Source organism: Streptomyces sp. NBC_00353 (assembly GCF_036108815.1).
In the GTDB taxonomy this organism is placed as follows: Bacteria; Actinomycetota; Actinomycetes; order Streptomycetales; family Streptomycetaceae; genus Streptomyces.
Map to the genome: position 1 here is coordinate 440,144 of NZ_CP107985.1, position 13,493 is coordinate 453,636.

13 protein-coding genes and 4 pseudogenes are annotated in these 13,493 nt (G+C 67.5%); 11 read left to right on the forward strand and 6 right to left on the reverse strand.

Features of this window, described 5'->3' with window-relative positions:
- Positions 1-45: 45 nt before the first annotated feature.
- The 3 genes from OHA88_RS02005 to OHA88_RS02015 form a co-directional block, all read right to left on the reverse strand.
- Positions 46-312, reverse strand: a complete 267-nt coding sequence (locus tag OHA88_RS02005; protein WP_328623935.1) for a hypothetical protein — start codon at positions 310-312, stop codon at positions 46-48.
- Positions 313-405: 93 nt separating this feature from the next.
- Entirely contained in the window at positions 406-594 is a 189-nt protein-coding gene (locus tag OHA88_RS02010; RefSeq protein ID WP_328623936.1) for a hypothetical protein, read from the reverse strand.
- 5 nt (positions 595-599) lie between these two features.
- Complete coding sequence (locus tag OHA88_RS02015; protein WP_328623937.1) at positions 600-1,160, reverse strand: DUF5994 family protein; 561 nt, start codon at positions 1,158-1,160, stop codon at positions 600-602.
- Positions 1,161-1,466: 306 nt separating this feature from the next.
- Between OHA88_RS02015 and OHA88_RS02020 the strand changes: the two genes are divergently transcribed.
- Positions 1,467-1,943, forward strand: coding sequence for a DUF5994 family protein (locus OHA88_RS02020; RefSeq protein WP_328623938.1), 477 nt, complete (start codon positions 1,467-1,469; stop codon positions 1,941-1,943).
- Positions 1,944-2,066: 123 nt separating this feature from the next.
- Here OHA88_RS02020 and OHA88_RS02025 read toward each other — a convergent pair whose 3' ends face one another.
- Complete coding sequence (locus OHA88_RS02025; protein WP_328629560.1) at positions 2,067-2,846, reverse strand: recombinase family protein; 780 nt, start codon at positions 2,844-2,846, stop codon at positions 2,067-2,069.
- Between OHA88_RS02025 and OHA88_RS02030 the strand changes: the two genes are divergently transcribed.
- Both OHA88_RS02030 and OHA88_RS02035 read left to right on the forward strand, forming a co-directional pair.
- On the forward strand, positions 2,835-3,041 hold the full coding sequence (locus OHA88_RS02030) for a hypothetical protein (RefSeq protein ID WP_328623939.1): 207 nt from the start codon (positions 2,835-2,837) through the stop codon (positions 3,039-3,041). The two genes, OHA88_RS02025 and OHA88_RS02030, sit on opposite strands and share 12 nt — an antisense overlap.
- Positions 3,042-3,544: 503 nt before the next feature.
- Positions 3,545-4,300, forward strand: a pseudogene (locus OHA88_RS02035) (PP2C family protein-serine/threonine phosphatase); the annotation flags it as partial.
- 327 nt (positions 4,301-4,627) lie between these two features.
- Here OHA88_RS02035 and OHA88_RS02040 read toward each other — a convergent pair.
- A pseudogene (locus tag OHA88_RS02040) lies at positions 4,628-5,713 on the reverse strand (integrase core domain-containing protein).
- Positions 5,714-5,809: 96 nt separating this feature from the next.
- Positions 5,810-5,962: a hypothetical protein gene (locus OHA88_RS02045; protein ID WP_328623940.1), complete on the reverse strand. Its 153-nt coding sequence runs from the start codon at positions 5,960-5,962 to the stop codon at positions 5,810-5,812.
- A 114-nt stretch (positions 5,963-6,076) separates the two neighbouring features.
- On the opposite strand from OHA88_RS02045, the pseudogene OHA88_RS02050 reads away from it, so the two are divergent.
- The 8 genes and pseudogenes from OHA88_RS02050 to OHA88_RS02085 form a co-directional block, all read left to right on the forward strand.
- A pseudogene (locus OHA88_RS02050) lies at positions 6,077-6,376 on the forward strand (IS5/IS1182 family transposase); the annotation flags it as partial.
- A gap of 247 nt (positions 6,377-6,623) precedes the next feature.
- Positions 6,624-6,824: pseudogene (locus OHA88_RS02055) on the forward strand (transposase); the annotation flags it as partial.
- An 859-nt stretch (positions 6,825-7,683) separates the two neighbouring features.
- On the forward strand, positions 7,684-8,328 hold the full coding sequence (locus tag OHA88_RS02060; protein ID WP_443044344.1) for a hydrolase: 645 nt from the start codon (positions 7,684-7,686) through the stop codon (positions 8,326-8,328).
- 359 nt (positions 8,329-8,687) lie between these two features.
- Positions 8,688-9,062 (forward strand): twin-arginine translocase TatA/TatE family subunit, encoded by a 375-nt coding sequence (locus tag OHA88_RS02065; RefSeq protein WP_328623942.1) that lies wholly within the window; start codon positions 8,688-8,690, stop codon positions 9,060-9,062.
- Between the two features lie 231 nt (positions 9,063-9,293).
- Positions 9,294-9,560 (forward strand): Sec-independent protein translocase subunit TatA, encoded by a 267-nt coding sequence (gene tatA, locus OHA88_RS02070; protein ID WP_328623943.1) that lies wholly within the window; start codon positions 9,294-9,296, stop codon positions 9,558-9,560.
- A gap of 68 nt (positions 9,561-9,628) precedes the next feature.
- Positions 9,629-10,471, forward strand: a complete 843-nt coding sequence (gene tatC, locus OHA88_RS02075) for a twin-arginine translocase subunit TatC (protein WP_328623944.1) — start codon at positions 9,629-9,631, stop codon at positions 10,469-10,471.
- A gap of 141 nt (positions 10,472-10,612) precedes the next feature.
- Positions 10,613-12,106, forward strand: a complete 1,494-nt coding sequence (locus OHA88_RS02080) for an MFS transporter (RefSeq protein ID WP_328623945.1) — start codon at positions 10,613-10,615, stop codon at positions 12,104-12,106.
- A 202-nt stretch (positions 12,107-12,308) separates the two neighbouring features.
- Complete coding sequence (locus OHA88_RS02085) at positions 12,309-13,493, forward strand: CE1758 family FMN-dependent luciferase-like monooxygenase (RefSeq protein WP_328623946.1); 1,185 nt, start codon at positions 12,309-12,311, stop codon at positions 13,491-13,493.

A 13,493-nucleotide genomic window follows, 5' to 3' on the forward strand; every position in this document is an offset into this window, starting at 1 on the left:
CGTCCTCTCGTGTGCGGGGTTGGATTCTGGGGCCCGTCGGGGCTCTTAGGTCTCGTCGGAGTGGGCGCCGGTGCCGACGGGGCTCCGGCTGGCGGCCGGCCAGGAGCGGGCGGGGCCAGCGGGAGTTGCAGTGTCCACGGTGAGGTGGAGGCGGGTGTCGCCGTCGAAGCCGGGATAGCTGCGCTGTTCCGCCCCGACGAAGCAGCCGCGGAGGGCTTCCGCGACCGCTCGGGCGGCTTCGGGCGTGTGCGCGATGATCCGTACCTCGGCGTACCCGAGCGACGGCAGTGTCTGGGTCTCGATGTACTTCACGTGGGCGTGTTCCCTTCGGGGTGGGCGAGAAGCCGGCGGGCCGGGGCGCCGTGGCGCCCCGCCCGCTGCCCCCGGTCGGAGGAAGGTCTTTCCTCACCGGTCGACATCCGTGCGGTGGGCTCGACGACTGGTGTCGTCCGGCAGGCCGGGAGGTCTCGGCAGGGGGTCGCTGAAGTGGTGGGCCGCGATCCGTGCGTCGTGCCGGGCGTTGAGCAGGTGGATCAGGCGCATTCCGATACCGATCGCGAGGACGATCACCGCGATGAGGACGAGGGTCTCCACGGAGCTCATCTCCAGCCGTTTCCGGGCAGAGGGAGGGCGCTTCGGTCCATCGGATTCCCGAAGGGGGACAGGCAGGCGCCGCCCTCGCCCTCCCAGGTGGCTTCCCGGCGCTGAACGTCGATGGTGGCTTCGTTGGCCGTCAGGACGCCTGCGGTGAGGACGCTGCCCGGGATCGCGGCGGCGGCCATCAGGCGGGCCGCGGCGGCGGGTGCGGTCTCGGGCGGGATGACGAGGAGGTCCCAGCGGCCGGCGATGTAGGAGAGCAGGATCAGCTTGTCGGGGTCCTGTTCGGTGAACCAGCCCACGTGCAGCGTGCGCCCGTCCACGGGCACCGTGTGCGGTACGACGGGCCAGCGGGTGGGGTTCACGGTGACGCGCGTGATGCGCCCCCAGGGTTCCTCCAGGGCGGCGGCAAGCGGTGGAAGCTCGGCTTCGAGGTCGCGGGAGTAGGGCCACCAGGCCCCGTCCAGCTGGCCGGCGAGCGTGGTCTTCGGGGTGAGGGACAAGCGTGCCGGGAGCTCTGCGGCAAGGTCGCGGGGCGCGGTCCGGTCGAGGGTCGTGATCATGGTGTGGACCTGCCCCCGGACTGCCCATCGACAGTCCGGTTTTTAGGCGACCGCCGGAAATGACACCCGCGTGAAAGCCGGTGCGCGAAGTACTTCCGGTGCTTTCACTGTACGCCTGTTCGATGGACTATGGCCGGTGTGACCAGGCATTTTCCGGCGCAGGCGCTGTGGAGTGCGGCGGTGTGGGCGGCGGGAGTACCGTGAAACGACGGCGGGTTCGTGCACATCGTCGACCGGGCACCGGCGTCGGCATCGGCGCCGAACTGCGACGACGCACGGCCGCACCCCGTAGACGGGCGGACTCACATGGCTGACTCCGACATCCCCCACACGCCCCCACTGCTCCTGCCGGATGCGATCCACCAGGCGGTCAAACCGGGTACGGCCCTGCTGCGGCTGGAGACCACGCGGTCCCGGGAGGGGCTCCTGGACGGCGCGTGGTGGCCGCGCACGCGCGACATCGAGACCGAGCTGCCCGCGCTCATCAGCGTGCTGACCGGGCATCTCGGGCCGATCACCCGGGTGGGTCTGGACACGTCCGCCTGGAACGGCCTCCCCACCCGCCTGGTCATCGACGACCAGGTCGTGCACCTCGACTCCGACCCGGTCGGCGACGACACCGTCCTCATCACCCGCGGCGACAACGACCTCTTCGCCCTGCTGGTGGTTCCCCCGGACACCACCGCCGACGCCGCCCGCGAAGCGATGGCCCGCGCCGTCCGCGCCGACAACATCACCCAGGCCGCTCAGATCCTCATCGCCACCACGCCCGAACCCGAGTAGGACCAGGTCGTTGACGTGGGACTTCGCTGAAGAGCGGCTGGCGAGACCGGCCGGGCACAACATACGTCTGGCCGACGGACGCCACGTCCCCGACCACAGCCAGTAGCACGCAGGAGAAGGGCTCTACCGCATCTCGGGGTTCGGGTAGGGCTGGGCCTGGAGCCTCTCGCGCAGGTCGATCTCCTCGGCGGTGAGCGGGTCCTCGGGCCGGCGGATGTGTACGGGCTTGGGCCGCCGCGGCAGGCCGTCGTCGACCGCTGCGGCCTCGGCTTCGGCGAACGCCCGGTAGTGCGAGGCGACCGAGGGGGACTTGCCCGCGTTCTTCCCGACCTTGATGGTGAGCTTCTTCGCGATGTCGGGTACGGGGACGGCCCTGTCCTTGAGCGCGATGGCGAAGGTGAGCATGTCGTCGTCGATGACCTTCGGCCGTCCGCCGTGGTTGCCCTTGGCCGCGGCGGTGACCAGGCCTTCGAGGGTCTTCTCCCGGATGTAGTTGCGCTCGATCTGCCCGGCGACGGCGAGCACGGCGAAGAACTTGGCGCCCATGCCGCCCGGGTCGTAGATCCCGGTGAGCGGGCCGGTGAGGAGTTCGAACTGGATGCCGCCGGCCTGGAGCTCGGCGGACAGCGTCATCAACTCGGCCGCGTTGCGCCCGAGCCGCTTGAGCTCGCGCACGTGAAGATGACCGGCGTCTCGGGCGCGGCCTCCTTGAACTGGCGGGCCAGCGAGCGCCTTCTCCAGCTCGGGCCGCACCTTGATGCGGGTGCTGATCTGCTCCTCGAAGACCTTGTGGCACTCCGCCCGGTGGAGGGCTTCGAGCTGGCTCGCCAGCTCCTGGCGGGCGGTCGAGGTACGGGCGTACCCGATCCCGCGCGATCGTAGTAAGCGGGTGTGGTCTGCGATGGTGGTTCCGCACGCGGGGCGGGAAGACCGCCTCGAAGTACCACACCCCGCCGCTTCGTCCTCGTCCCCGCGCTCCGCGAGGAACTGGAGATCCCCGTCCCGGCCGACCGGCTCCCCGGCCGCGCGTGGAAGCAGGGCCCCGCGCTCGCCGTCGTGCCCGCGCCCCTCACCGAGCGGCCGGTGCGGAATTCCTGACTGGCTTTATCGAGCGGCTGCGCTTGAGGGATCTGGCCCGACTTCTGTGGTCGGTCACGCTGGGTTGGCCGGTCACGGGAGCAGTACCCGTTTGCTCAGGAGACCATGCATGTCAACAGTTCTGACGGGGTGCGACATGCCGTCTCTGGCGTAATCGGCTCATTGGGGTGGTTGGCGGTGTCAGGCTGTACGGGGTGACCACTGTCGTGGCCGGAGCCCCGTGTGTACGGGGCGTGTGAGCGCTCTTCGAGCGGATCGCCCTTGTGTGCCCGATGGATCCGGGTGCGTTGGGTCGGGGCACTGTGAGCCGGAATGCGTGGCCAGGGAGTTGAAGGCGCCGCCGTCGAGGGGCGGGAGAAGGTGATCTCCATCCTGGCCAGCACCACCTCGTACCGGCGCCTGGCCACCGAAGGCGAGCGCCAGGCCGCCTGGCGAACACCTCGGGGAGACAGCCGCCCGGTGATTTCCCCCCGAGGCCGCGGGACGAAGGGATGCGAGCAGCGATGACCGGAGGCGGGCGGAACCCGAGCAGGTTTGAGGTGGACCGGTCGGAGGGGTTTGGTGAGCGCTTGCTGGGTGTGCTGCTGGACCGGGCTCACGAGATGCCGCCGGAGCTGATCGCCCCACTCGTTGCGGAAGAGGTGGCCAGGGTCGGTGGCCGGGACCTCTCGATCCTCTTGCAGGACTACGAACAAATGCTGCTGATGCCGCTGCCGGGCCGGCGGCTGGCAGTCGGTGACCCCGAACCGGTCGAGGACTCCCCCGCCGGCGAGGCGTTCCTGAGCCGCAAAGCGGTGGAGGTGCCGCAGGACGGCAGTGTGCGGATGTATGTGCCGCTGCTGGACGGCAGTGACCAGATCGGGGCGATGGCCGTCACCCTGGACAGCGTCGATGACGACGACCGGCGGTTGCTGCGCAGACTCGCCGGTCTGGTCGCAGACATGATCGTCACCAAGGACGCCTACACCGACCTGTTCTTCCAGGCCCGACGCCGCGCCCCGATGAGCCTGGCCACGGAGATCCAGTGGTCGTTGCTGCCCCCGCTCTCGATGACTGTTCCGCAGGTTGAGGTGGCCGGAATCCTCGAGCCCGCGTACGACGTGGCCGGCGACAGTTTCGACTACGCCCTCAACGGCGACATCCTGCATGTGGCCATGATCGACGCGATGGGCCACGGCCTGGACGCGGCGACCATGGCGACCGTGGCCATCGGCGCCTATCGTCACGCGCGACGGGCCAACACCGGTCTGTCCCAGGTGTGTCCGTCGCCCGGCGGATTCCGGACTGCGGGGGTCCGGGGTGGTGCCCCGGGCACGTCTCCGTCCGTGCTGCTCAATGCTCATCGTGTGGCGTGGACCACGCAGCCGTCAACCCTCTTCAGGCCCAGTCGCCAGGTTGTTAAACCTTTAATTTGATGCTGTGGACAGGCTCGAACCTTCAATTCGATGCTGCGGGTAGAGCCCTGGCGCCTGGGGCGGGCAGGGCAGGACGCTAAGCGCGGGACGCCTTTACCTTCCGCGCCATGACGAACACTCCTTCGCCGACCCGTGGCCGCCCTGTGGGGCTCGGAAAGTCATCGCTGCAGCTCAAGCGGCGTATCTGTACTCGTTGATGACTCCGCCGAGGACGCGGGTGCGTAGGAGTCTTTGCGTGTGGGGGTCGTGCCCGACAGCGAGCTGGTCCTGAGCCTCGGGCGGTCGTTGGTCTCGGGCCCGGTGCGGTCGATGCCTGTTGTAGTGGTGCTGGTACTCGGCGAGGACCTGTCGGGCGTGGGCCCCGTTCATGATCAGAACGTGGTCGAGTGCCTCCCGGCGGATCGTGCCGATCACGCGCTCGCAGTGGGCGTTCATCCGCGGCGCCTGCGGCGCGCTGAGCAGCACCTCCATCTCCTCCGTTTCGAAGACGGCGTCGAAGGAGCTGGTGTACTTGCTGTCGCGGTCGCGAAGGGCGAAGCGCAGGGACTCGACACGAGCGCCGAGATCCGCGGCGAGGTTGCGGGCCTGCTGGGTCGCCCACTGTGCGGTGGGGTGGGCGGTGACGCCGGTGAGGTGGAGTCTGCGGGTGCCGTGCTCGAGGAACACCAGCGCGTACAGGCGCCTGCCGGTCACGGTGTCCACGTGGAAGAAGTCCGCGGCGATGATCCCCTCCGCCTGCACGGTGAGGAACTCGCGCCAGCTCGGACCGGAGCGACGCGGGGCCGGGCCGATGCCAGCAGCGTGCAGGATCTGTCACACAGTTGAGTACGCGATCGGGTGCCCCAGTCGGGCCAGCTCGCCCTGGATCCGGCGATGCCCCCACCGGGGATTATCCTGCGCCAGGCGCAGGACCAGCTTCTTGAGCGCGGCAGCGGTGGGCGGTCTACCGGTGTGTCGGCGTCGGCCGGAGCAGTCCCACTTTCTGGCGATCAGCCTTCGGTGCCAGGCCAGTAGCGTCCCCGGCGTGACCGGGAAGACGTTGCTCCAGCGGCGGCGCGGTATCAGCGACGACAGCGCGGCCAGCCAGAATCGGTCGGCGGGCTCGTAGCGGATCGGACTGGTGAGTTGCCGTCGCAGTACCGCGTTCTCGTGCCGCAGCACCAGCAGTTCGGCATCCTTGGCGGTCTCCCGGCGCAGCAGTACCGCCGGCACGGACAGCAGCGCACGGGTGGCCCGGTACAGCAGCGAGGTGATCACCCGTGCAGCATCTCAGCCACCGCCGAGGGCTCGGCACGCAGGCTCCTACCTGCAGCGATGACTTTGCGAGCCCCACAGGGTGCGGGCGGCCCGCGCTCACCGGACTGCGCTGATCTGTTCGTCGGTGGTCTGGTCGGCCAGGTCCGCGCGACCGAGGTAGCGGTCGGTGGCCGCGTGGTGGACCTCGATCCGGTGGTTGTGGTGCGGCATGAAGCGGACCAGGACCTGGATGCCGGCCTGGCCGGTCATCCATGGGCCCACTTAGTCGCGTCTCCTGAAGCGGACTCCGCGGGTAATCAGCGTACGGGTGCCGGCGTCTTCCAGGGTGAACGTCCGACACGAAAGCGAGAGATCGCAGATGAGGTGGCACGGGACACCGCCGTGCTCGATGCGAAGCGGTCCACCGCCGAGCATCTGACCGGTCCGCTGCGCGATCACCGCATCGCGGCCAGGACTCGTAAGGGGCGGCGTGCTCTCGGCTGCTTCCGGCAGGCGGTGCTCGTCCTGCGCTGGTTCATCGACGGCACCCGTCTTTTCCAACTCGCCCGTGACAACGGCCTGTCGACCTCCACCGTCTGCCGCTATCTCCACAAGGGGCTGACCGTTCTGGCGGCCGGGGCGCCGGACCTCGCCACCGCATTGAAGCGCGTGAAGGCGGCCGGGCGAGGCTTGTCGGCGGGGGCGGTGGTAGGTCCTCTCGATCCAGGTCACGCTCGCGATCCACAGTTCCTGACGGGTATGCGCTGGGCCAGGTGCGTGGCGCCGGCGCCGCCACGCCATCGGCGCCGGCCTCGCCAGTGCTGACTCAGCTTGCCCGGGCTACCGGCAGCTGCTGGACTTCGTCCGCCAGCACATCCCCCGGCCGGCGCTGCCCCCTTGAGGTGCGCGTGATACCGAGGAGCTCTTTCTTCAGCATCCCGACGCGGAGATCATCACGAGCTTTCCCGGTCTTGCCGTGCTTACCGGCGCTCGGATACTCGCCGAGATCGGTGACGACCGCACCAGGTTCGGCACGGCCCGGGACCTGAAGGCCTATGCCGGAAGCGCCCCGGTGACCCGTGAATCCGGCAAGAGCCGCCGCGTGAGCCCCTGGCGACCGCGAAGAAGGCGCCAGCCAAAAAGACGGCAGCCAAGAAGGCCACGACGAAGAAGATGCTCGCCGTCGAAGCCAGTGGGCCGGCCGCCTCGGGAACCACGGTTCTGCCGGTGTCTTTGCCGGTGCGTTTCGGGACTCGGCCAGCCGTCGGGCGCTGCTACTTGCGCGTTCACCCGGGGCTGCGCATTGCCCCTGAAGCTCGGGGAAGATGACCGGATCGGCGTCCAGGCCTTCAGGCGGTTTGGTGTCAACGCTGACGGACACCGTAAGAACCCCGGCCTGAACGTCCGCCTCCGACGGAGGGCAGGTTGATGCCGGCCCGGCGTCCCTGCACGCTCAGCCCCCAGCGGCCTGCCAGGCGTCCAGATGGTCGTCGCCGACGCGCACGCCATCCAGCGCGAATCGCTCACCCCATTCGCGTGTGGGTCGGTGGAAGATCCGGTCCGGTGACCCACAACAGCGGCGGTGGCTGCCGCGTGACCGCGGAGTCGGCACTCCAGCGTTCGCGAGCGGTCGGGTGGGCCCAGGGCGCGGCATGTGGCGTCCGGGTAGTTCGAGCCCCTGCTCCTTCCTGCAGATGCCAGCGCGCGTGGATCCGTGCGACACCCCAGCGGCACGAGCACGTTATGAGCGCGACTAGTTGCCCAGAGTAGTGAATAGCTAGTAGTTGACTGATTAACAAACTGCGGTTTATGGTCGTTCTGTCGCCCCGATCGGGTGGCGGCTTCTGACTCCCCTACTTCATAGGAGACGCATCATGTCCGGTATCACCAGCAGGCGTTCGGTTCTGGCAGCCTCGGCCGCAGGTGCTGCAGCAGTGGTCGCGGGAACGGGCACCGCCAATGCCGCGACCGTGGACGCCACCCCGGCCGCTATGAACACGGCCGCTGCGAAGCAGCGTCCCCACTGGGACCCGATCAGCGCCAAGGACTCGGTCCTGGTGCTCATCGACCACCAGCCCTCCCTCATCGCCGGCGTGGGCAGCCACCCCTCGACGACCGTCATCAACAACGTGACGGGCCTCGCCAAGACGGCCAAGCTCTTCGGTGTTCCCACGATCCTGACCAGCGTCCTGTCCGACCGTGGCGGCAAGCTGCTTCCCCAGATCACCGGCGTCTTCCCCGGCCAGAAGGTGTACGACCGCACCGCGATCAACGCCTGGGAGGACGCCCACGTCCGTGAGGCCATCCGCAAGACCGGCGCCCGCAAGATAGTCATCGCCGCTCTGTGGACCGAGATCTGCCTGACCTTCCCCGCCCTGTCCGCGCTGGACGAGGGCTACGAGGTCTACGCCGTCACCGACGCCTCCGGCGGTATCAGTCCCGAGGGACACGACATGGCCGTCCGGCGCCTCGAGCAGGCGGGCGTCATCCCGATCACCTGGACCGCCGTGGGCGGCGAACTCCAGCGCGACTGGTCCCACAGCGCCACCGTGGCCGGTGTCAGCAAGATCAACCAGGAGCACGGCGGAGCCTTCGGCGCCATCATCGGGCTCGAGGACCAGCTCACCAGCCACTGACACTCCAAGCGGCTGACCTGGCTCGACCAAGACACGCCGATGAGCATACGGCGCCGTCAACGCGCCCCGCTCCCATGGTGATCGGCAGCAGCCATGATCAGCCGGCCGCAGTGATGCGGGAAATCGTCGCCGTCCCGTACACGCGTGTACGGGAGACAGCCCACCGGCTTCCGGCTCTCCTCGCCCAGGGGCTTCGAGCATGGACGTCCTGGCCGCCGGCTGTTCCCGGCTGCCAGGACGAGCCCGAAGCCTGGCCTTGCCCAGTCGAATCAGGGCGGCCTTCAGAGCGCCGTTCATTCAACGTTCAGTTGTCCGCCCGGGCGTTGCGGCAACCACACCACTCCACACGGGAGCCGTACATGTTCTTCGATATCGGCCCGCTCGAAGTCGTCACACTGATGGTACTTGCGGTCATTCTCGTCGGGCCCGACAAGCTGCCCTCAATGGTATCCGCCACCGTGAGGAATCTGCGCAAGTTCCAAGAGTTCTCGCAGAGCACTCAGGAGAGCATCCGCAGCGAACTCCCGGCCGAATTGCGTGACCTGACACCGAGAGACCTTTCTCCGAGGTCACTGGTCAGTCACCTTCTCACTGCCGAGGACCTGAATCCGTCCGACGAGGCACCGGCCGTGAGCTCGGACGCGGCCGGCGGTGCCGAGGCGGGCACTCAGAAGCTGTCGAAGAGCTCCGCCGGATCTGGTCAGAGCTCTACGACCCCCAGCCCCCACCGCTGACAACGGCGGAAGTAGCGATCCGGCGAGCGCTGACATCCGCCGCACCACATGTGGAGGCTGTGCCACGCAGTTCGTGCGCAAGCCGCAGCAGAACCGCCTCCATAGGCAGGCCGGGGGTCCACTGCTTGCAATCAGAACCGAAGGCGGCCATCCCTGATACGGCCGACAGCCCGGCCACCCTTGCAGGAGTGACTCACTCTTGTACCCGTTCCTTCAGAAAGGAAAACACTCATGTTCGGCAGGCTCGGAGCACCCGAAATCGTGCTCCTCCTCGTTGTCCTGGTGCTCCTCTTCGGCGCCAAACGGCTTCCTGACATGGCCCGTTCGTTCGGGCAGTCCCTGCGCATCCTCAAGAGCGAGACCAAGGCCATGCGCAAGGACGAAGCGGAGCAACCTCACAACGGCGTGCAGGTCTCCGCCCCCACACTTCCGCAGACGCCTGACAACCGTCAGACGTCCCCGGAGACGACCGAGGCGGACACCGTTCAACGGCGTTGACGCGCCACCACCACTACCGACGTGCCTGGTGCGGCAGTTGCCACACGTGAAGGCGTCAGGGACTGACCATGCTCACCCGAACACCGCACGCGTCGCAGATGACTCTCGGAGGGCATCTGCGCGAGCTGCGAAACCGCCTGCTCAAGGCCGTGGGAGCGATCCTGCTGGTCACGGTTGTCGCGGCCCTCTTCTACAAGCAACTGATCGGATTCCTGATCGATCCGTTGCCCGGCTGCACCCCCAGCCAGCTGGTCGGTACCACGGTAGCCGGGCACTGCGGTCTGATCTCTATCAACGGTCTGCTGTCACCCTTCACCCTCGCACTGAAGGTGTCGATCACCGCAGGGGTCGTTGTCGCGAGTCCGGTGTGGCTGTACCAGCTGTGGGCGTTCGTTGCCCCGGGGCTGTACCGCAGCGAGAAGAAGTACACGCTGGCCGTCCTGGGAGTGGGTGTCCCCTTGTTCCTTTCCGGCGCCGCGGTGACGTACTGGCTGCTGCCGACCACGGCACGTGTCCTGATCTCCTTCACCCCCGACACGGCGACCAACCTCCTGCCGGTCGACGACTTCCTCAATCTGGCGACCCGCATGGTGCTCGTCTTCGGCCTCTCCTTCGAACTTCCGCTGATCCTCGTCCTGCTCAACCTGGGCGGCATAGTCAGCGCACGCCGGATGACCGGCTGGTGGCGCGGGATGTTCATGGGTATCACCGTCTTCGCGGCGGTGGCCACCCCCAGTACGGACCCGCTCAGCATGCTGCTGCTCGCCGCGCCCATCGCGCTGCTGTACCTGGCCGCGTGCGCGGTCGCCTGGTTCAACGATCTGCGTCGGGGCCGTACCGGCGGAATGGAAAGCGAAGCGGAACCACAGGCAGCCCAGGGACCGACGGTGGACCCGACTCGCACACCGTGATGCTCAGACGGATTGCACCAACCTGAGCTTCGCGGCACGCCTTCCCATCCCTGAACAAGGCGTGCACCGCCCGACTCTCGGCACCTGCGGTTGTCTGTCAAGCCACGGTCGCCGCCGTCCCGACTCCCCGTGGAGCTCCACATGAAGCCTTTCCGTTCCTCACCGGCCCTGGTCGCCGCCCTCACCGCTGCTGGTCTGCTGTCCTCGCTGGTGCAGACACTGGTGATCCCTCTGATCCCGGACTTCCCCCGGCTGTTGGGCACTTCGCCCACGGGTGCCTCCTGGGTGGTGACCATCACCCTTCTCGTCGGCGCCGTCGTCACTCCGGTCAGCGGGCGCCTGGGCGATCTCTTCGGGAAACGACGCGCGATGCTGCTGACACTCGCCGTGGTGTTCACCGGCTCGGTGATCTCCGCGCTCACCAGTTCGCTGTGGCCGATGGTGATCGGCCGCGGACTTCAGGGTTGCGTGATCGGGGTGATCCCGCTCGCCCTGGGTCTGTTCCGGGACGAACTGCCACCCCCGCGCATCGGTGAGGCCATCGCCCTCCTGAGCGCGATACTCGGATTCGGGGCCGTGGCGGGGATCCCGCTGGCGGGCTTGGTGGCCGAGCACGCGGAATGGCACGTGCTGTTCTGGGCGTCGGGCGGGTTCACGTTGCTCTGCGCTCTGCTGGTCGCCCTGGTAGTCCCCGAGTCACAGCCTCCGGCCGCGCGACGCTTCGACGTCATCGGCACGGTCGGCCTGACCGTGGGGCTGATCGGATTGCTCCTGCCGGTCGTCAACGCCGGGGAATGGGGCTGGGGCAGCCCTCGTACACTCGGCCTCGGCGCGGCGGCCGTCCTGGTCCTGCTCGGCTGGGGCCGGCACCAGTTGCGCACGGACTATCCCCTGGTCGACCTGCGGATGACCGCGCAGCGGCCGGTACTGATGACCAACCTCGCCACGATCGGCATCGGATTCGCGGTCTACACCATGCTCTTTGTGTTCCCGCAGGTCCTGCAGGCGCCGACCGCCACCGGCTACGGATTCGGCCAGAGTCTGCTGCGCGCCGGGATGGCCGTCGTCCCGAACGGCCTGGCCGCACTCCTTCTGACCCGGGCCGCAGCACGCCTGGTCGCCCGGTACGGTGCGCGGTCGGCCATGATGGTCGGAGCGGCCGTCATGGCCGCCGGCTATGTCTTCATCGCACTGTGCATGACCTCGGTCAACGACTTCGTCATCGCTGCGACCATCATCGGAGCCGGAGCTGGCATCGCCATCGCGGCCACCTCCAGCCTCATCACCGACGCGGTCCCGGTGACGGAAACGGCCTCGGCCAACGGAGTGAACACCCTGATGCGCTCCGTGGGAGGTGCGGTCGCCAGTGCCGTCCTCGCTCTGATCCTGACACACACCACCGTCAAGGTCGGTGCGGCCACATTGCCCTCACGCGAGGGAGTCCGCACCGCGTTCACCGTCGCGGCCGCGGCCGCGGTCATCGGGCTGATGTTCACCGCATTCGTTCCGGGGAACAGGTCAATGCCCAGCAACAGCTCCGCAAACTCAACAGTCGACCAGGCAAAGAGAAAGTCGATTCGCCGTATATCCGCGGGACGTCACCGGCGTGATGCCCACATTTCCGTGCCGTCGTGATCAACAGCAACTTTGGGATCACGTCGACGGTGTGGCCGACAAGACGGAAGGGCGTGCCGACCGGCATGGCTCCGGCCTCACGGACGCCTTTCGGATCGCGGTCGATCCCGCCCGAATAAAAATAAAACGATGCAAAGTCCTACGGCCAAGGCGTAAGCCGTCATCTACATCATGAACGAATAACGCGCAGAAAGGTGCAACCGTGCAGTTCGGAATTTTCTCGGTCAGTGACGTAACGAGGAGCGAGGTCACCTCCGAAACCCCCAGTGAGGCGGAACGTATCGAGGCGATCGTAAAGATCGCGCAGCGAGCCGACGAAGTCGGGCTCGACGTCTTCGCGATAGGCGAGCACCATAACCCGCCCTTCTTCTCCTCCTCGCCGACGACGCTCCTCGCTCACATCGCGGCTATCACCAACAAAATTCTGCTCAGCACTTCGGTCACACTGATCACGACCAACGACCCAGTCAAGATCGCCGAGGACTACGCCATGCTGCAGCATCTGGCCAAGGGCCGGATGGACCTGATGCTCGGGCGGGGCAACACGGTGCCGGTCTATCCGTGGTTCGGGAAGGAAATCAGGGACGGTGTCGCGCTCGCGCTGGAGAACTACAATCTTCTCCACCGCCTGTGGCGCGAAGACGTGGTCGACTGGGAAGGTAAGTTCCGCACTCCGCTGCAGGGGTTCACGTCGACTCCGCGCCCCTTGGACGGCGTTCCGCCCTTCGTGTGGCACGGTGCCATCCGCACCCCCGAGATCGCCGAACAGGCAGCGTTCTACGGGAACGGATACTTCGCAAATAACATCCTCGCTCCGAACTTCCATTTCAAGCCGCTCGTCGACTTGTACCGTCAGCGGTTCGAGCACTACGGGCACGGCAAACGCGAGCAGGCCGTAGTCGGTCTGGGCGGTCACGTGTTCATCGCGCGCAGGTCTCAGGATGCATGGAATACCTTCCGGCCCTACTTCAACAGCTTCTCGCGCGGTCGTAACACGCTTGAGGAATTCGTTCGGGAGACCCCGCTGAGCGTGGGCAGTCCTCAGGAGATCATCGACAAGACGATGACCTTCCGGGAGGCGTTCGGCGACTACCAGCGCCAACTGTTCAACGTCGACTCCATGGGGCTTCCGCTGGAGATGGCCCTGGAACAGGTCGAGTTGCTGGCTACCGAGGTAGTGCCTGTGTTGCGCAAAGAGATAGCCGCGGGCAGGCCACCCGATGCGGCGGACGCCCCCACACATGCCGCGCTGGTGAAGGCCGAGTACGGGGACGCCGAACCGCGCCGGCCCCGCCCGAACCAGAACCGGGGCGACAACCTCACGGGCACGTCGCCCTATCAAGACACCAACCCGAAGCAGCGGGCCCGGTACCCCAAAGCAGGCTGA